Genomic DNA, 17,475 nt, shown 5'->3' on the forward strand with positions numbered 1-17,475 from the left:
GGTAAAAGCCGTCATGAACAGGAGGAAAAACCTCGATGCTTACCGACACCGCACTGCGCAATTTGAAGCCTAAGTCCTTGACTTATAAGGCTTCCGACCGGGATGGAATGTACGTGACGGTATCGCCCACCGGTACCGTCACCTTCCGCTTTGATTACCGTCTCAACGGTCGGCGCGAGACGTTGACCATTGGCCGGTATGGGCTTTCCGGTATTTCGCTGGCGATGGCCCGCGAAAAGCTGCTGGACGCCAAGAAGGCCGTCGCCCAGGGCAAGTCCCCGGCGCACGAGAAGCAGCGCGAGAAGCGCCGCCTGACTGCTGCCAAGAACTTTGGCGACATGACCGCCCAATGGCTGGCCGGTGCGAGGATGGCCGACAGCACGCGAGCGATGCGCAAGAGCATCGTCGATCGGGACATCCTGCCGGCCTTCCAGAACCGCCTGCTCAACGAAATCACCGCCGATGACTTGCGCGCCTTGTGCGGCAAGGTGAAGGAGCGCGGTGCCCCGGCCACCGCGGTGCACGTCCGCGACATCGTGAAGCAGGTCTATGCCTTCGCCATCCTGCATGGTGAGAAAGTGGATAACCCGGCGGCCGACGTGGGCGCGGCGTCGATTGCGACCTTCGTGCCCAAGGACCGTGCCTTGTCGCCACTGGAGATTCGCCTGATGTCGCGGCAGATGGAGTCGGTGGCCACCTATCCCACCATCCGGCTGGCGTTACGCATGATCCTGCTGACGCTGGTGCGCAAGAGCGAGCTGATCGAGGCCACCTGGGACGAGGTGGATTTCGAGAACGCGACCTGGACCGTTCCGAAGCAGCGGATGAAGGGGCGCAACCCGCATGTGGTCTACCTGTCGCGCCAGGCGCTGGACATCCTGGTGGCGTTGCACACCTGTGCGGCTGGATCGAGGTTCGTGCTGCCGTCGCGCTACGACTCCGACCGCTCCATGTCCCACGCGACCCTCAACCGGGTCACGCAGATCGTGGCGCAGCGGGCGAAGGCTGCAGGCCTGCCGCTGGAGCCATTCACCGTCCACGACCTGCGCCGCACGGGTTCGACGCTGCTCAACGAGATCGGGTTCAACCGCGATTGGATCGAGAAGTGCCTTGCGCACGAGGAAGGGCGTTCCTCGCGCTCGATCTACAACAAGGCCGAGTACGCCGAGCAGCGGCGCCACATGCTTCAGGAGTGGGCCAACATGGTCGATGCCTGGACCGACGGACAGACCTACGTGCCGAAGCTGATGCCGGACAACGTGGTCGTGCCGGTGTTGAGTGCGTTGGCCTAATGCGATGGCAAGGTTGTCACTTGACAACCTTGCTGACTATTCCTATACTGGAGACTGTTGATGGCACGTTCCTCTCATCCGAAGAAAGAGGTTGAGGAAGCGCTCAGGCACGCTGAAGGGCAAGGCTGGCGCGTGGAAGTCGGTGGCAGCCATGCTTGGGGACGGATCTATTGCCCGTACAACGACGCGGAGTGTCGCTGTGGCGAGTTCTGCATCACCAGCGTATGGAGCACGCCGAAGAACCCTGGCAACCACGCGCGTGCCTTGCGGCGCGTCGTGGACAACTGCACCACACACCGCAAGCAGCAGGAGGCCGCTGACGATGCCGAGGAGTAGCACGATGGAATACACCTTCACCCTGAAATACCAACTTGCCGACGATGACCGTGAACCGGATGCGCTGGTCGAGCGCTTGGGCGAGGCAGGTTGCGACGATGCCCTGGTCGGCATCGGGCAGCCGGGGCGGCTCGCACTGGAGTTCACCCGCGAGGCGGTCAGTGCGGACGAGGCTGTGCGCAGCGCGCTGGCGGACGTGCGGCGTGCCGTACCGTCAGCCAGTCTGATCGAGGTCGCACCGGATCTGGTCGGGCTGACCGATGTGGCCGATATCGTGGGCGTGTCGCGGCAGAATATGCGCAAGCTGATGCTGGCCCATCCGGGCAGCTTCCCGACGCCGGTGCATGAGGGCAGTGCATCGATCTGGCACTTGGCGGATGTGCTGGCCTGGCTGCAGGCCAAGGGTAGCTACTCGCTGGCCTTGGATGTCCTGGAGGTGGCGCGAGCGGCCTTGCAGGTCAATTTGGCCAAGGAGGGGCGGCGGCTAGCGCGTTCGGCTTCCAATGAACTGGATGCTCTTGTTGGATGAGAGGCTGTCGCCAGGCTCATCTCAGAGCGGAACCCGCCCGAACGGGGCGGGTTTTTCGTAGGTGGACATCCGGCTTGGCGGCGCTGGCGCGCGGGGCTTGCTTGCGTTCGTCGATCCAGGCCTCCACCTCGGCTAGGTCCCACACCACGCAGCGCGGCGTCAGATTGAAGCGCCGTGGAAACTCGCCGCGGCGCTCCATTTCGTAGATCGTCGTTTCGGCCAGGGGAACGATTTGGCGTAACTCATGCCGACGAATGGTGCGCCGAAATGGCAGAACGCCGCGCTTCGGGAACTGCGGAAGATTGCTGTAAACGTTTGAGCCAGGCAAGGGGGCGGCCTGCGGGCGGCTTTCGGTACCTTGGCTGTAGCTAATTTCTCCCGGCAAGTTGTTCCCCATGTCGAACTCCTTGAGTTTTCGGCGATGCGTGGCTTGCTGCCGTATTAAGGAATGGTGGCTTTCATTTGCTATTGTGGAAACTCGCAGGAGCGTAGATAGGCGTACCGAAAGAAAGTGGATCAGAAGGGCTGCAGAGAAAAAAATCGGCCTGTCTATTCCATCATTTGGCTCACAGCATCTTGAACGCTGCTCGATGTGCCCTTACTGACACGTTCCCTGTAGTGAGAGGCATGCAGATGACGCGGATGTTGCGCCACATGGGGGTTGTCGACACATCGCCCGGTTTGGGCGAGTCGCATATTCCGGTGATGTGATCACACGAAAAGTGTTCCTGGTCACCTCCGCGTCGGGAGCCTACCGGCCATAAACAGTCTTTATGGGGCTCAAGGCCATCCGACAGCTTTAGGCGGCGGATTCAACCGGTTGATGCAATAGTTGTGCTGAACATCTCAGCGGGCGCTCAGTGGTGCAGCTTCAAATCATTGCAGGGCTTCAGCTTTTCCGATATGGTCTGCCCTGGGAGGTAACACGCCTGAATGGCGTCGCAGAAACGAGCTGAGCAGGTACGTGTGCTGTGCGCTTTCAGCATGGTTCAAGCAGCCAGCCAGTTCGGTTTCGCGCGACATTTCGAGGCCGTTAGTTAGTACGGATGCTATCTTTGTTCCTGGCAAAGCGGCCATAAGCGGGCAGGGATTCATCACAGATCTGAGCCAACCCGGTTGCCGTTCAGAACGGGCGAGTGCTGCCATACGCCAGGTCGCGCAGTGGCGATGCGTTTAGCAGTGTCCAGCTTCTCCTATGTCCGCGTAGCCAGCTCTGGGACTGCCAGTCAGCTAGCAACCGACTCAGGGTTTCTGCGCGGATACCCAAATAGGCGGCTAGCTGGCGCTGACTCAGGGGCAGAGTGATCTCCCCCTGCTGCGTGCTCGGAAGCCGCAGCAGATAGGCCGCCAGACGCTCTGGAGCGTTGCTGGTGGTAAGCCACTGCACTTCATTGACGTAGCGATACAGCCGTTTGCTGAAATCTTCCAGCAGCCTTATCGCTAGTTCGGAGTGGCGCTCACATGTCCGGCGCATTGCGTCACGCCCAAGCTGCCAAACAGCTGTAGCACCTCTGGTTCGCGCGGTCATGGGATAGCGGCCGTGCTCCATGAACATCGCCGCTTCGGCCACGCTTTGGCCTGCGAGGAAGCAATGAAACACCAACTCCTGGCCTTCGAGTCCATAGCGCACAACCTCCACGCAGCCGTGCTCTATCAACAACCAGTGTTGTGCGGGCGCTCCTTCGCGAAACAGGGTTTCGCCGCTGCGATGTTCTCGCTGCTGGGCGCCCTGTACCAATGACTCCAGCACTTGAGGAGCCAGCCCCGCAAGCCTTGGCAGTGTACTGAGCAGAGTGATGAGTTTTTCTGGCGTGGCAGCGTTGTTGATAAAAGTCATTGGTTGAAATTGCATGTGCATAGATCATATTGAGAATACGAATACATCTCAATAACTTTTCATATGCGCATTTGTTTCTCTCTACCTTCGACAAAAAAGGGATCTGGTTGCTTGGTAGTGGTGGCAGTCATGGCCCAGATTGCAATCGCCCAGGATGGTCAGCCCCAGAAACCAGAGCTGCCAGCGGTCACCGTTCGCTCCAGCCGCGACAGTGCTACTGCGCCGATGTATGACGGAGTGGAGGCCGAGCGGGCGCGCCTTGCGCGCGTGCCGGGCGGCACCAATTTGATTGAGCCTCAGCAGCAGAGTCGGCTGGCCACCTTGCGCGATGCGCTGGACTATCAGCCCGGAATTGTGATCCAGGACTTTTTTGGGGGCACGGACCAGCCACGCTTGAGCATTCGAGGCTCGGGTATTCAGAGCAACCCGGTCAACCGAGGTGTATTACTGCTCCAAGATGGCCTGCCTTTGAATGAGGCCGATGGCTCTTTCATCATCGGTTTGCTGGAGCCGCGCAACGCTGCACTGATCAGTGCGCGCCGAGGAGCGAATGCGCTCACCCCAGGGGCAACCACGTTAGGTGGTGAACTGGATTTTGTGTCGCTGACGGGTGCTCAGGAACGCGGCCGCGTGCGTGCAGAGACAGGGAGCTATGGCCGCCAGGCTTTGCAGGCATCAGTGGGCGGGGTGGGAGAGCGGTTTGACAGCCGCATCTCTGCCAGCAGCGATCGTTTCGATGGCTACCGTCACCACTCTGCGTCGAGCCGGGACAGTGTGCAGGCGAATCTGGGTTTCCAGGGAGATGGCAGCTTTGAAAACCGCACTTACCTGAGTTGGGCCGACCTGTCGTTTCAGGTTCCGAGCGTGGTGCCCAAAGACCGCATTGCGTCCAACCCGCGCGGCGTGATGGGGGATGGCGCCACGGCGCAAGACCAGTTGCTCAACGTGTACAAGCGCGACCCGCGCCGTGCGGCTGACCAAATGCGCTTGGCCAACCGCTCGCGCTGGGGCTCAGACACCTTGCGCCAGGAGGTGGGGGTGTACTGGCAAGACACCGATGATTTGTTCAACAACCAAACCAACTACACCGTGACCCACAGCCGCACGGCGGGCGCGCAGTGGCAGGCCAGCGGGCGGCCAGCGGGTGAACAGGGGGCGTGGGGTTGGCGCACTGGCGTGTCGTGGGCGCACAGTGAAATGCAGCGCGATCTGTACGCCACCAGCCCTGTCAATGGCCAGCGGTTGCAGCGCTTTGGCTCCTACGATCTGGACGCCAGCAATTTGCAGGCGCTGGCCGCGCTGGATTGGCGCGTGGTACCTGACTGGACGGTGGTGGGCAGCGTGCAATGGAGCCACCTGACCCGTGATGCCGCCAGCCGCACCAGCGCTGTGCGGGCCGATCAAGACTGGGCATTTGCCACCCCCAAGGTGGGCGTGAACTGGGCGGCCACCCCCACCACCCGCCTGTGGGCCAACCTGAGCCGCAGCCACGAGGCGCCCACCTTCTGGGAAATCGTCAGCGCCACCGTGGCACCCAACAGCCCGGCCACGGCCCAGGCCGAACTGGTGCGCCTGAAGATGCAGCGCGCCACCACCTTCGAACTCGGCGGTGCCGGTCGCTGGGGCGAGGGCGCCCATGCGCTGAACTGGACGGCCGCCGTGTACCGCAGCGTCCTGGCCGACGAGCTGATCTCCACCACCGACGCCAACGGTATCAAGGTGGGCACGTACAACTATGCCGGCGGCACGCGCCACCAGGGTGTGGAGCTGGGCCTCTCGGGCAGCCAGCGCATGGGTGTGGGTGCGCTCGACTACCGCGCCAGCTGGACGTACAGCGACTTCCGCTTCCGGGGCGGCGAATACGCGGGCAAACAGATTGCCGGTGTGCCACGCCAGCTCATCAATGCCGAGGTGCTCTACCGCATCGGCGCCTGGCGCTTCGGCCCCAACGTGCGCTGGATGCCTGTCAGCACGCCCACCGACCACGCCAACACCGCAGGTGCCGAGCAGGACGCTTACGCACTGCTGGGCCTCAAGCTCGAATGGCGCGATGGACCCTTGGCGCTGTATCTGCAGGCCGACAACGTGACCGACCGGCGCTATGCCAGCGCCTACGCCATCCGCAACCAGGCTACCGCAGCGCAGCCGGGCTACTTGCAAGGCCTGGGCCGCAGCTTCACGGCAGGCCTGAGCTACCAGTTCTGAGGGTACGCCATGCTGCCATCCCTGCCTGTGCCGACCCTCTCACGCCGCCAGGTGCTGGCGGCGCTGGCCGCCTCCGGCCTGCCCGCTGTGGCGTGTTCTGCCCCGCGCCTGCCGCGCATCACCCTGTCGGGCCCTCCGGCGATTGTGTCGGCTCCCTTGATCCACATGGCCGAGACCCATGCGTTGGCGGGTGTGGCGGGCGAAACCGCTTTTGTGTCGTGGCGCGACCCCGACCAACTGCGCATGATGGCCATGGGCGGCAAGGCCGACGTGCTGGCCATGCCCAGCAACGTGGCCGCCAACCTGTTCAACCGGGGCGCGGGCGTCACGCTGCTCAACATCTCGACCTGGGGAGCGCTGTGGCTCGTCACGCGCGATGCCCATCGCAAGGCGCTGGCCGACTACCGGGGCGAGGAAATCGCCGTGCCCTTCCGGGGCGACATGCCCGACATCGTGCTGCAACTGCTGGCCGCCAAGCAGGGGCTCGATCTGCAAAAAGACTTCCGCATCCGCTACGTGCCCACGCCCATGGAGGCCATGCAGTTGCTCATCACGCGCCGTGTCTCGCATGCGCTGCTGGCCGAGCCCGCCGTATCGCTGGCGCTGCGTAAAACCAAGTCCTTCCCCATCGGTCTGATTGCGCCTGACCTGCACCGGGGCGCCGACCTGCAGCAGGAGTGGGGCCGCCTTTTTGAGCGCAAGCCCCGCTTGCCGCAGGCGGGTATCGCTGCCGTGGGCACGGTGCGCCAGCAGCCCGAGGTTTTGGCTGCCGTGGCAAACGCCTATGCGCAGTCGCTCGCCTGGTGCCGCGCGCACCCCCTGGAGTGCGGCGCCATGATGGCCAAACACATCGACCTGCTCATCCCCGAGGCCGTGGCCGACGCCATTGCCGTGAGCCAGCTCGACACCGTGCCTGCCGCCGCCGCGCGGCCCGAGCTGGAGTTCTTCTTTGGCCAGCTCATGGCGCGCAACCCGGCGCTGGTGGGCGGCAAGCTGCCTGCCAGCGCGTTCTACGGCATGCCGTAGCTGCTTCGGGGCGCAGCCCCGCATTCCTTTTCGTTGTTTTCCATTGTTTGTCCCCGGCAGCCGCCGCCACCTGGGTCTTTGCTTTTTTGATTCCAGGAGTTTGCATTCATGACGTATTCCCCCGAGGCCCCCGGCGCGCCCAGCGCAGCCCCGAACAATTCCCGCCCCTTGCGCCCCCGTCCCGTGGCCTGGGCCGCCATGCTGTTGCTTGCCGGAACGAGCGCCCAGGCCCAGGACAACACCCCGCCCCTGCAGGTGGCACAGGCCGCCACGGCCCTGCCTGCGGTCACCGTCACGGCCACGCTGACCGAGCAGGACGCCCGCACCGCGCCCGCCAGCGTCACCGTCATCAACCGCGAGGAGCTGGCGGCGCGCAATGCGTCCGATCTGCTCGACGCCGTGCGCGGCGCCCCTGGCCTCACACTCTCGCCGCGCCAGGTGGGCGGGCGCAAGACGCTGGCGTTGCGGGGGCTGGAAGGCAAGCACACGCTCACTCTCATCGACGGGCGGCGCATCAGCGCCACGGACGATGTGGTGGGCCATTCCGACTACCAATACGGCTGGCTGCCCATGTCGGCGGTCGAGCGCATCGAGATCATCCGGGGGCCCATGTCGGCGCTGTATGGCTCCGAGGCGCTGGGCGGTGTCATCAACCTCATTACCCGCCAGCCCAAGGACCGCTGGATCGGCTCGGTGGGCGTCTCGGCCAGCGCCCCTACCCGCTTCAGCGAAGGCGAACCCACGGGCACCACCTCGGTGTTTGCTGCCGGCCCGGTGGGCGAACGCCTGAGCCTGCGCGTGAACGCCGAGCTGGCGCACAGCGCACCCGTGGCCGATCGGCAGAGCCCGCTGCTGTCGGAAATCGAAGGCAGCCACGCCAAGAACGGTGGCCTGGCTGCCCGCTATGCGCTGACGCCCGAGCAAACCCTGGAGGCGGGGTGGAGTGGCGGCAAAGAGCAGCGCGTGTACGACACCAGCTCCACCTCCAAGGGTGTGTACCGCAGCACCTACGACATCGACCGCTCTCAGGCCCATGTTGGCTGGGAGGGCCAGTTTGACAACTGGCGCGGCAAGCTGCGCGCCTACCGCAGCGAGATCGACATTGCCAACCGCGCCAGCAACGGCGCTACGCCCACGCGGCCGCAGAACATGGTGGACGACGTGCTGGACGGCCATGCCAGCTTTGCCCTGGGCGCGCACAAGGTCACCGTGGGCGGCGAATGGCGCCGCGAGACGCTGGAGAACGCCGGCCTGAAAAACGGCGTAGACGATGCGGCGCACAAGGCCCTGTTTGCGCAAGATGAAATCGCCCTGACCGACACGCTCATGCTCACCGCCGGTCTGCGTGCCGACCACCACGCACTGTTTGGCAGCGAAGTCAGTCCGCGCGCCTATCTGGTGTGGGAGCCCACCCCGGCGCTGGTGGTCAAGGGCGGTTTTGGCCACGCCTTCAAGGCGCCCACGCTCAAGCAGATCTCGCCCAACTACGTGGGGGCCGAAGGGCCGCACACCTTTGCGGGCAACGGCAACATCAAGCCCGAGTCGTCCAACTCGTTTGAAGTGGGTGCCGACTGGCAGGTGGCGCCCGCCTGGTCGCTGCGCGCCACGGTGTTCAACACCGAGGTCAAAGACCTCATCACCTACCGCCTGCTGCGCCAGGAGGGCGTGCGGCGCTTCTACCAGTACGACAACGTGGACGCCGCACGCATCCAGGGGCTGGAGGCGGGCATGACCTGGGACATGACGCGCCAGCTTGCCTGGAGCAACGACCTGACGCTGCTGCACACGCGCGACAAGAGCACCGGCAAGAAGCTGGCCGACCGGCCATCGAGCAGCCTGACCTCGCGCCTGGAATGGAAAGGCGCCGAGGGCTGGAGCGCACGCCTGACCGGCGAATTCACCGGCAGCCAGACCGGCACCGACGGCGCGGCGCTGCCCGCGTATGCGCTGTGGAGCGCCAGCGTAGGCAAGCAGTTTGCACTGGACGCCCGCCGCAAGCTGGTGCTGCGCGCGGGGCTGGAAAACATTGGCAACGTGAACCTGGCCGAGAAGTCGGAGAGCTTTGGCTATGCCGAGCGCGCCCGCCGTGTGTTCGTGACCGCAAGGGTTGATTTCTGACAACAAGGACTCTTTGAACCTCCCCTGGCCCTCTCTCTGGTGGGGAAGTGTGGGCCAGGGGCCGGTTGTATCAATATTCAAATACTACTATTTTGATAGCTGTTGCCGCTTTATAGATAAGCGATAGAGGCCAATTTGACTCATAAAACTATTGCAAACACCATCGCCTGCTTGCGGCGCTGGCTGGCCCTGTGCCTGCTGGTGCTGGCGCCCTTTGGCGCTGCGCAGGCGGCGCAGGTGTTGTTCATCGCCACGTCCAATGTGCCTACAGGCAAGTTCCGCCAGTTGGCCGACATCGCCCGGCCGCACGGCATTGAGCTGCAGGTGCGCTACCTGGAAAGGCTGCCCGCCGAGACCGACGAAGGCCTGTTCAAGGGCTTTGACGCGGTGTTCATCGACAGCTATTTGCAGGATGTGGTGCAAGACCGGTTGGCGCATGCGCTGCCCGGCCTGCGTGCGCCCCACGCCTGGCTGTACGACGCCAAACCCGCCTGGGGCGGCGGCTTGCCCGAGCCCGTGGCGCGGCGGCTCATCACCTATTACAGCAACGGCGGCAAGCAGAACTTCGAGGGCTTCTTCGCCACACTGGCCGCGCAGCTGCAGGGCCGCGCGGCCCCGGGCGTGCCCGACCCCGTGGTGTTCCCCAAAACCGCTGTGTACCACCCGCGTGCGCCGGGCCTGGTCATGGCAGACCCTGTGGCGTGGCTGCGTTCGCAAGGCGTTGATCCAGCTGCTACCAACCGCCGCCCCGTGGTGGCGCTGGCGCTGCACCAGCAGTACATCGCCGCCATGCAGACCGCTTTCATCGACGACCTGATTGCGCGCATCGAAGCCGGGGGCGCCGTGGCGCTGCCGTTCTACAGCCCCATGCTGGAGGCGGGCGCGCTGGAGCAAATGCTCAAGCCCGCGGGCATGCGGCTGGCCGACGTGCTCATCAACACCCAGATCATGCTGAACGCCGAGGAGCGACGTGCCGAGTTCGAGCGGCTGGGCATCCCCGTGCTGCAAGCCATGCCGTACCGGCGCGGCGACGAGGCCGCCTGGGCCGCCAACCCGCAGGGCGTGGCGCTGATGGATGTGCCGTTCTACCTGGCGCAGGCCGAATACGCGGGCGTTACCGACATCCAGGTGGCGGCCGCCACACGCAAGGCCGATGAGCAGATCGTGCCCATTGCCGCGCAGGCCGACGCCGTGGTGGGCAAGGCGCTCAACCTGGCTAGCTTGCAGCGCAAGCAGAACGCCGACAAGCGCCTGTCCATTTTCTTCTGGAACTACCCACCGGGCGAGAAGAACCTGTCTGCCTCGTTTTTGAACGTGCCGCGCAGCCTGCAAACCACGCTGGCCGCGCTGCAGGCAGCGGGCTACGACACCGAGTCGCCTGCCGAGCCCCTGTTGATCGGCAATCTGCAGCGCCTGCTGGCTCCGGCCTACCGCCAAGGCGAGTTGGAGCCCCTGCTGCGCGACGGCCTGGCCGCCACCCTGCCCGTGGCGCAGTACCGCCAGTGGCTGGCCACGCTGCCTGCGGCCACGCAAGAAGCCCTGCGCGAGCGCTGGGGCGCGCCCGAAGCGTCGAGCATGGTGCTGCGGCGCGGCGGCGAAGCCGTGTTCGTGGTGCCGCGCCTGATGCTGGGCAAGGTCGCCATCCTGCCGCAGCCGCCGCGCGGCGAGCAATGGGACGACAAGGAAAAGGCGCTGTACCACTCACCCAGCGCCCTGCCATCGCACTACTACCTGGCCGCCTACCTGTGGGCGCGCGAGCAGCACAAAAGCGACGCATTGGTGCACTTTGGCACCCACGGCAGCCAGGAATGGCTGCCCGGCAAGGAGCGTGGCCTGTCGGTGTTCGACCCCGGCATGCTGGCGGTGGGCAACGTGCCGGTGGCCTACCCGTACATTGCCGACAACATCGGCGAGGCACAGCAAGCCAAGCGCCGGGGCCGCGCGGTCATCGTCAGCCACCAGACGCCGCCGTTCAAACCCGCAGGGCTGCACGCCGCACTCACCCACATGCACGACCTGCTGCACGCCTGGCTGGCGCAGGACGATGGTGTGGTCAGAGAAAAAATCAAGGCCGACCTGCTGGCCGCCGTGCAAAAAGAGCACATCGACCGCGACATGGGCTGGACGCCCGCGCGTGCGCGCAGCGAATTCCCGGCTTTTGTCGACCTGCTGCACAACCACCTGCACGAGCTGGCCGAAACCGCCCAGCCGCTGGGCCTGCACACCCTGGGCCGTGCGCCCGAAGAGCAGCACCGCCTGGCCACCGTGCTGCTGATGCTGGGGCGCCCGTTCTGGGAGGCTGCGGCACTGCACGCCGGAGCACCGGCTGCCGATGTGGACGAGGCCCTGATTGGCGAGTACAGCCGCCTGGCGCAGACGGCGCCCTACCAGTTGCTGCAGCGCCATGTGATCGAGGGCCAGAGCCTTGAGGCCCTGCCAGCGGCGTTGCAAACCGGCATCGCCAAGGCCCGCACCGCCTACGCCCACATTGGCGCCGACCAGGAGTTGCCTGCCTTGCTGCAGGTGCTGGCCGGGCGCCACCTGCCCACGTCGTTTGGCGGCGACCCCATCAAGAACCCCGACGCCTACCCCACAGGCCGCAACCTGTACGGTTTTGACCCCTCGCGCGTGCCCACGCCCCAGGCCTGGGCGGCCGGCAAGGACGCTGCCGAGCAACTCATTGCTGAGCACCAACGCCTGACCGGCAAGGCGCCAACGAAGCTGGCCGTGTCGCTGTGGTCGGTGGAGACCATGCGCCACCAGGGTTTGCTCGAAGCACAGGCGCTGTGGCTGCTGGGCGTGGAGCCGGTGTGGGACGACGGCGGGCGCGTGACGGGCGTGAAGCTGGTGCCGCGCAACGTGCTCGGGCGCGAGCGGGTGGACGTGGTGCTGTCGGCCACCGGCCTGTACCGCGACCATTTCCCCAACGCCATGAAGCAGCTGGCCCGTGCCGTGCAACTGGCTGCGCAGGCTGAGGGGCCGGGCGAAGAGGCCAACCCCGTGGCGGCGCACACGCGCAGCATGGCCGCCAAGCTGCGCGCCCAAGGCATGGGCGACCAGGCTGCGCTGGCGGCGGCGCAAACGCGCATCTTCTCGTCCGAATCGGGCAACTACGGCACGGGCCTGGACAACGCCACGCTGGCCACCGACAGCTGGCAGGGCAAGAAAGAGGGCGACCGCAAGCTCGCGCAGCTGTACCTGTCGCGCATGCAGTACGCCTATGGGCCGGACGAATCCACCTGGGGCAGCCTGCCGGGGGCGGCGCAGGAGGGAAAAAGCGGTATAGGCGGCAACGGCGGCAAGGCACTCAACCTGTATGCCGAGCACCTGCGCGGCACCGAGGGCGCGGTGCTCTCGCGCAGCTCCAATCTCTATGGCATGTTGACCACCGACGACCCGTTCCAGTACCTGGGCGGCATTGCGCTGGCCGTGCGGCACCTGGACGGCAAGGCGCCGCAGCTCTACATCAGCAACCTGCGCGGGGCAGGAAGTGGCAAGGTCGAAGGCGCGGCGCAGTTCCTGGGCAAGGAGCTGGCCACGCGCCAGTTCCACCCCGGCTACATCCAGGGCCTGATGGCCGAGGGCTACGCCGGCACGCTGCAGGTGCTGGACGCCACCAACAACTTCTGGGGTTGGACGGCGGTGGCGCGCGAGATCGTGCGCGACGACCAGTGGCAGGAGATGGCTGATGTGTACGTGCGCGACAAGCACCAGCTGGGCCTCAAGCGCTGGTTCGAGGCGCACAACCCGCATGCGCTGGCGCAGACCATGGAGCGCATGCTCGAAGCCGCCCGCCAGGGCTACTGGAAGGCCGACCCGAAAACCGTGGCCGAGCTGAAAGCGCGCTGGCGCGACCTGGCGGAGCGCTTTGATGTGCGCACCGATAACGCACGCTTTCAAGCGTATGTAGGCAAAGCGCCTGCGACTAACAACCAAGTGGCGCCCGCTGCACCGGGTTTTGGCCTCGATGCCCCGTTGACGCAGACTGCCGCCGCCCAGGCCGCTGCGCCAGCGCCGCTGCCACCCTCCGCCGAGCCACCGCAACCCACCACACCGCCGCAATCCGCCGAGCCCGCCGCTGCAGAGCCCCCGGTGGTCAGCGGCCTCTTGATGGCGCCCGTGCCGCAAGCCCAGCCGGTCAGCGTGGGCCCCACGCAGGCCGCGCTGCTGGCGCTGCTGCTGGCGGGCATCACCGGCGCCGGTGCCGTGCGGCAGGCGCGCCGCCGCAGCGTGGTGCGCCCCCACCGAATCCCTTCACTTTCTGGAGTTTTCAAATGAGCAATCCCATTGAATCGATGATGTATGGCGTCAGCCAGCTCTTCCTGTTCCCCGTGCTGCTGGCCATTGCCGCGCTGTTCGTGCATGCCTTCTACGCGGCAGGCGCCTTTGCCTGGCAGGCCTGGCAGCGCCGCAGCGGCAAGGCCGCAGGTTTTGAAATGCTGGCCGCACGCCGCGCCAACCCCGCCATCAGCGTGCTCGACCTGGAAGTGCTGGCGGCCGAGCGGCTCGAGTTTGCCCGCATCGCCACCCGCGTGGCGCCCATGCTGGGCCTGGTGGCCACGATGATCCCCATGGGCCCGGCGCTGATGGCACTGGCCGATGGCAATCTGGCCGATGTGTCGCGCAGCCTGATGGTGGCGTTCTCCGCCGTGATCCTGGCGCTGCTGGCCGCCGCCATCAGCTACAGCGTGGTCAACGTGCGCAAGCGCTGGTACGCCACCGACCTGGCTGCCATTGAGCAAGGCACAGCCCCGGCCGAGACCCCCGCGCAAGACATGCTGGGCCACCTGGTGAGCGAGGTGCCCGCATGAAGCTGCGCCTGATGGACGACATGGAGGCCGACGACCCCATCCAGTCGGTGGTGAACCTGATCGACGTGTTCCTGGTCATCATCGCTGCGCTGCTGCTGGCGGTGGCCAACAACCCGGTGAACCCGTTCAGCACAGAGTCGGTCACCGTCATCAAAAACCCTGGCAAGCCCAATATGGAGGTCGTGATCAAGGACGGCCAGAAGATCGAGCGCTACAAGGCCAGCGGCGAAATTGGCGAAGGCCAGGGCAACAAGGCGGGTGTGGCCTATCGCCTCAAAGATGGCTCCATGGTGTATGTGCCCGAAGCAGGTGCAGAGCAGTCTGCAGCGGCAGGGGTGGTGCAGTAATGCTGCGGCTGCTGGCGCGCGTTTTGCGGGGGCTGCCCGGCTACTTGTGGAGCGGCTGGGGTGCGTGCGCCAGCCTGTTTTTGCTGCTGGCCGCCTGGGAGGCGGTGGCTGCTTTCTACGACCCGCTCATCCTGCCCGACCCGCTAGGCGCCTTTGCCGCGCTGTGGGGCCTGGTAGAGCAGGGCAGTGCCTGGCCCGCGCTGGCCGCCACCGCACGGCGTGCACTCGTGGGGCTGGCGCTGGCCGTTTCAGTGGGCAGCCTGCTGGGGCTGGCCGCAGGCCTGTCGGTCACCGCGTCCGTCCTTTCGCGCCCCTTGGTAACCGTGTTGCTGGGCACACCGCCCATTGCCTGGCTGGTGCTGGCCATGCTGTGGTTCGGCATGAGCGACGGCACGCCCGTGTTCACCGTGTTTATCGCCTGCGTCCCCGTGGTGTTTGCAAGTGCCCTGCAGGGCACGCGCACGCTGGATTTGCAGCTGCGCGACATGGCGCGCGCCTACCGCCTGCCGCGCTGGATGGCGCTGCGCGAGGTGTATGGCCCGCATGCACTGTCGTACCTGTTCCCGGCCTGGGTGACGGCGCTGGGCAGTGCCTGGAAAGTGACCGTCATGGCCGAGCTGCTGGCCAGCACCGACGGCGTGGGCGCCGCGCTGGCGGCAAGCCGCTCGCAACTGGACACCGCCACCACCCTGGGCTGGATCACCGCCGTGGTGGGCTGCCTGCTGGTAGTGGAGTATGGATTTTTGGAACCGCTCAAGCGCGAAGTCGAGCGTTGGCGGGAGGCACCGCGATGAGCCTTTTTTTGAACGATGTGCGCCACAGCTACGCGTTGACCGAAGTACTGGGCGGTGTGGGCCTGGCCCTGCCTGCGGGCGGCGTGCTGGCGCTGGTCGGCCCCTCGGGCTGCGGCAAGACCACGCTGCTGCACCTGTGCGCGGGCCTGCTCGATGTGCAGGAGGGCCGGCTGGACAACTTTTTTGCGAACCCTGCGTTGATGTTCCAGCAGCCGCGCCTGCTGCCCTGGCAGACCACGGTGGACAACATCGCCCTGGGCCTGCGCGCACGGGGCATGGCCCGTGCTGAGGCCCGCGCCAGGGCGCACGCCATGGGCGCCGTGCTGGGGCTGGACGCCGAGGCGCTGGCCGTCTACCCGCACCAGCTTTCGGGCGGTATGCAAAGCCGCGCCGCGCTGGCGCGCGCCCTGGTGCTCGAACCCGATCTGCTGCTGATGGACGAACCCTTCGCCGCGCTGGACATCGGCCTCAAGGCGCAGCTGCACCGTCTGCTGCTGCGCCACCAGGCCGAGAAGGGCACAGCGGTGCTGATGATCACGCACGACCTTATGGAGGCCGTGCGCCTGGCCGACACCGTGCTCGTCATGGCCGCTAGGCCGGGCCGCATCTTGCACGGGCACACGCCTGCCGCGCCCGCGCTGGCGCGCACCGACGCCATGGTCTACCGCGAGACCGCCGAGCTGCTGCGCGTGCCCGCCGTGCGTATGGCCTTTGGGTTGGATGCGCTGCAGGAAGAGGGTGCATGCATCGCGATATCCAGCGTGACCAGCGCGGCCACCACAGTCCCTTCCTTGCCGGGCCAGCAGCGCTTGGCGGCTGCGCAGCAAGCGTCTGCCGCCAGTGCTTCCAGCAAAATCTCCTGCGGATGAACCTCTCCACTGCCCCCCATCCGCCCACGGCTGCCACTGCCGCCTCTGCTGCATGGCACCAGTCGGTACACCCGCTGTGGATGTGCGCCATGCGCCCGTTCTTTTTGCTCACCATGGGCTCTGCCGTGCTGCTCATCGCGCTGTGGAGCGCCGTGCTGGCGCTGGGCCTGCCGCCGCCCCCGGTGGCGGGCGGCGCGCTGGTGTGGCACGCTCACGAGCTGCTGCTGGGCTTTGGCCTGGCGGCGGTGGCGGGCTTTGTGCTCACCGCCGTGCCCGAGTTCACCAATACCGCGAGCGCCAGCCCGCGCACCGCGCGCCAGCTGGTGCTGCTGTGGCTGCTGGGGCGTGCGGGCTTCTGGCTCTCGGGCGTGGCGGGCAGCCTCGCGCTGGCGCTGGCTGCCTTGGCGCACCTGGGCCTGCTCGGCGGCCTGCTGGCGCTGCTGTGGCCCGCGCTGCGCACCGTGGCCGGGCAGCGCCACCGCGCCTTTGGCTGGGCGCTGGCGGGCCTGTTCGTGCTGGTGGCCGGCTTCTATGTGGACGCGCTGCGCGGGGCCTACCCCATGCGCTGGCTGCTGGCCCTGCTGGGCATGGTGATGGTGCTCATCATCGTGGCCATGAGCCGTATCTCCATGCGCATCGTCAACAACGCCATTGACGCAGCAGGCGAGGGCAGAGAGCCCTACCTGGCCCGCCCGCCTCGGCGCAACCTCGCCATCCTCTGCATTGCATTGTTCACCGTGGCCGAGTTCCTTGAGCCCGGCGGCCGAACCAGCGGATGGCTGGCATGCTCCGCCGCCGCGGCGCTGTGCAATCTGATGGGCGACTGGCATGTCGGCCGCCCACTGCTGCGCCGCCTGCCGCTCATGCTCTACGTCGTATACGCCTGTATGGCGCTGGGCTACGCCCTCATCGGCTCAGCCCTACTCGCGGGCGGGCCAGGCGTGGACGCCGGGCGCCACCTGCTCAGCGTGGGCGCCATCGGGCTTTCGATATACACCGTGATCTGCATCGCCGGGCGTGCGCACTGCGGCTACCCGTCGGACGAACGGCCCTGGGTCGCACGCGGGGCGATGCTGATCCTTGCTGGGGCCGTGCTGCGCGCGAGTGCGGCATTTGTGCCTGACGCGGTGGTCGCTCTGCAGAGCCTGGCCGGGCTGTCCTGGGTGACGGCGTTCGGGTTGCTTTGCTGGCGCATCGCACCGGTGCTGTGGTGCGTGCGGCCGGATGGATTGTGGGGGTGCAGAGGGTAGAAGCTGAGTACACCGTTGACCTTTTGATTGGTTCCAGATGAAGGTCTTTCCGGGATCTACT

14 protein-coding genes are annotated in these 17,475 nt (G+C 66.1%); 12 read left to right on the top strand and 2 right to left on the bottom strand.

Translation table 11 applies throughout. The annotated features are described in order from the left end of the window. The first annotated feature begins 35 nt into the window (after window positions 1-35). From KI609_RS09490 to KI609_RS09500, 3 genes are read left to right on the top strand one after another with little or no spacing between them, the layout of a single operon-like run. Entirely contained in the window at window positions 36-1,292 is a 1,257-nt protein-coding gene (locus tag KI609_RS09490) for a tyrosine-type recombinase/integrase (RefSeq protein ID WP_226449424.1), read from the top strand. A 60-nt stretch (window positions 1,293-1,352) separates the two neighbouring features. Continuing rightward, complete coding sequence (locus KI609_RS09495) at window positions 1,353-1,628, top strand: hypothetical protein (RefSeq protein WP_083881241.1); 276 nt, start codon at window positions 1,353-1,355, stop codon at window positions 1,626-1,628. Between the two features lie 4 nt (window positions 1,629-1,632). Then, window positions 1,633-2,157, top strand: coding sequence for a helix-turn-helix transcriptional regulator (locus KI609_RS09500; RefSeq protein WP_226449427.1), 525 nt, complete (start codon window positions 1,633-1,635; stop codon window positions 2,155-2,157). Between the two features lie 16 nt (window positions 2,158-2,173). Here KI609_RS09500 and KI609_RS09505 read toward each other — a convergent pair whose 3' ends face one another. Both KI609_RS09505 and KI609_RS09510 read right to left on the bottom strand, forming a co-directional pair. Next, a complete protein-coding gene (locus KI609_RS09505; protein ID WP_226449429.1) occupies window positions 2,174-2,554 on the bottom strand; it encodes a helix-turn-helix transcriptional regulator in 381 nt (126 codons plus the stop codon). 726 nt (window positions 2,555-3,280) lie between these two features. Next, the gene (locus KI609_RS09510) at window positions 3,281-3,994 is read right to left on the bottom strand and encodes a Crp/Fnr family transcriptional regulator (RefSeq protein ID WP_226449431.1); all 714 of its coding nucleotides are present in this window, start codon (window positions 3,992-3,994) and stop codon (window positions 3,281-3,283) included. Between the two features lie 129 nt (window positions 3,995-4,123). On the opposite strand from KI609_RS09510, the gene KI609_RS09515 reads away from it, so the two are divergent. The 9 genes from KI609_RS09515 (at window position 4,124) to KI609_RS09555 (ending at window position 17,414) form a co-directional block, all read left to right on the top strand. Beyond that, window positions 4,124-6,199, top strand: coding sequence for a TonB-dependent receptor family protein (locus tag KI609_RS09515; RefSeq protein ID WP_226449433.1), 2,076 nt, complete (start codon window positions 4,124-4,126; stop codon window positions 6,197-6,199). Between the two features lie 9 nt (window positions 6,200-6,208). Next, entirely contained in the window at window positions 6,209-7,225 is a 1,017-nt protein-coding gene (locus KI609_RS09520; RefSeq protein ID WP_226449435.1) for an ABC transporter substrate-binding protein, read from the top strand. A 108-nt stretch (window positions 7,226-7,333) separates the two neighbouring features. Further along, window positions 7,334-9,343, top strand: a complete 2,010-nt coding sequence (locus KI609_RS09525) for a TonB-dependent receptor plug domain-containing protein (protein WP_226449438.1) — start codon at window positions 7,334-7,336, stop codon at window positions 9,341-9,343. Between the two features lie 135 nt (window positions 9,344-9,478). Next, window positions 9,479-13,621, top strand: coding sequence for a cobaltochelatase subunit CobN (gene cobN, locus KI609_RS09530; RefSeq protein WP_226449440.1), 4,143 nt, complete (start codon window positions 9,479-9,481; stop codon window positions 13,619-13,621). After that, window positions 13,618-14,154, top strand: coding sequence for a MotA/TolQ/ExbB proton channel family protein (locus KI609_RS09535; RefSeq protein WP_226449442.1), 537 nt, complete (start codon window positions 13,618-13,620; stop codon window positions 14,152-14,154). The genes cobN and KI609_RS09535 overlap by 4 nt, the downstream gene beginning before the upstream one ends. After that, on the top strand, window positions 14,151-14,501 hold the full coding sequence (locus KI609_RS09540) for a DUF2149 domain-containing protein (protein ID WP_116003376.1): 351 nt from the start codon (window positions 14,151-14,153) through the stop codon (window positions 14,499-14,501). Before KI609_RS09535 ends, KI609_RS09540 begins: the two co-directional genes overlap by 4 nt. Next, window positions 14,501-15,295, top strand: a complete 795-nt coding sequence (locus tag KI609_RS09545) for an ABC transporter permease (protein WP_226449444.1) — start codon at window positions 14,501-14,503, stop codon at window positions 15,293-15,295. Before KI609_RS09540 ends, KI609_RS09545 begins: the two co-directional genes overlap by 1 nt. Next, window positions 15,292-16,164, top strand: a complete 873-nt coding sequence (locus KI609_RS09550; RefSeq protein WP_226449446.1) for an ABC transporter ATP-binding protein — start codon at window positions 15,292-15,294, stop codon at window positions 16,162-16,164. The genes KI609_RS09545 and KI609_RS09550 overlap by 4 nt, the downstream gene beginning before the upstream one ends. After that, complete coding sequence (locus tag KI609_RS09555) at window positions 16,161-17,414, top strand: NnrS family protein (protein WP_226449448.1); 1,254 nt, start codon at window positions 16,161-16,163, stop codon at window positions 17,412-17,414. The genes KI609_RS09550 and KI609_RS09555 overlap by 4 nt, the downstream gene beginning before the upstream one ends. The last annotated feature ends 61 nt before the right edge of the window (window positions 17,415-17,475 follow it).

Origin of the sequence: Acidovorax radicis, assembly GCF_020510705.1 — a bacterium.
GTDB classification, from domain to species: domain Bacteria; phylum Pseudomonadota; class Gammaproteobacteria; order Burkholderiales; family Burkholderiaceae_C; genus Acidovorax; species Acidovorax radicis_A.

What these genes read in the sequence shown, in the direction of transcription:
- KI609_RS09550 (WP_226449446.1), top strand. Translation starts at nt 15,292, where the DNA reads ATGAGCCTTTTTTTGAACGATGTGCGCCACAGCTACGCGTTGACCGAA.
- KI609_RS09545 (WP_226449444.1), top strand. Translation starts at nt 14,501, where the DNA reads ATGCTGCGGCTGCTGGCGCGCGTTTTGCGGGGGCTGCCCGGCTACTTG.
- KI609_RS09540 (WP_116003376.1), top strand. Translation starts at nt 14,151, where the DNA reads ATGAAGCTGCGCCTGATGGACGACATGGAGGCCGACGACCCCATCCAG.
- KI609_RS09490 (WP_226449424.1), top strand. Translation starts at nt 36, where the DNA reads ATGCTTACCGACACCGCACTGCGCAATTTGAAGCCTAAGTCCTTGACT.
- KI609_RS09510 (WP_226449431.1), bottom strand. Translation starts at nt 3,994, where the DNA reads ATGACTTTTATCAACAACGCTGCCACGCCAGAAAAACTCATCACTCTG.
- KI609_RS09500 (WP_226449427.1), top strand. Translation starts at nt 1,633, where the DNA reads ATGGAATACACCTTCACCCTGAAATACCAACTTGCCGACGATGACCGT.
- KI609_RS09505 (WP_226449429.1), bottom strand. Translation starts at nt 2,554, where the DNA reads ATGGGGAACAACTTGCCGGGAGAAATTAGCTACAGCCAAGGTACCGAA.
- KI609_RS09535 (WP_226449442.1), top strand. Translation starts at nt 13,618, where the DNA reads ATGAGCAATCCCATTGAATCGATGATGTATGGCGTCAGCCAGCTCTTC.
- KI609_RS09525 (WP_226449438.1), top strand. Translation starts at nt 7,334, where the DNA reads ATGACGTATTCCCCCGAGGCCCCCGGCGCGCCCAGCGCAGCCCCGAAC.
- KI609_RS09555 (WP_226449448.1), top strand. Translation starts at nt 16,161, where the DNA reads ATGAACCTCTCCACTGCCCCCCATCCGCCCACGGCTGCCACTGCCGCC.
- KI609_RS09495 (WP_083881241.1), top strand. Translation starts at nt 1,353, where the DNA reads ATGGCACGTTCCTCTCATCCGAAGAAAGAGGTTGAGGAAGCGCTCAGG.
- KI609_RS09515 (WP_226449433.1), top strand. Translation starts at nt 4,124, where the DNA reads ATGGCCCAGATTGCAATCGCCCAGGATGGTCAGCCCCAGAAACCAGAG.
- KI609_RS09520 (WP_226449435.1), top strand. Translation starts at nt 6,209, where the DNA reads ATGCTGCCATCCCTGCCTGTGCCGACCCTCTCACGCCGCCAGGTGCTG.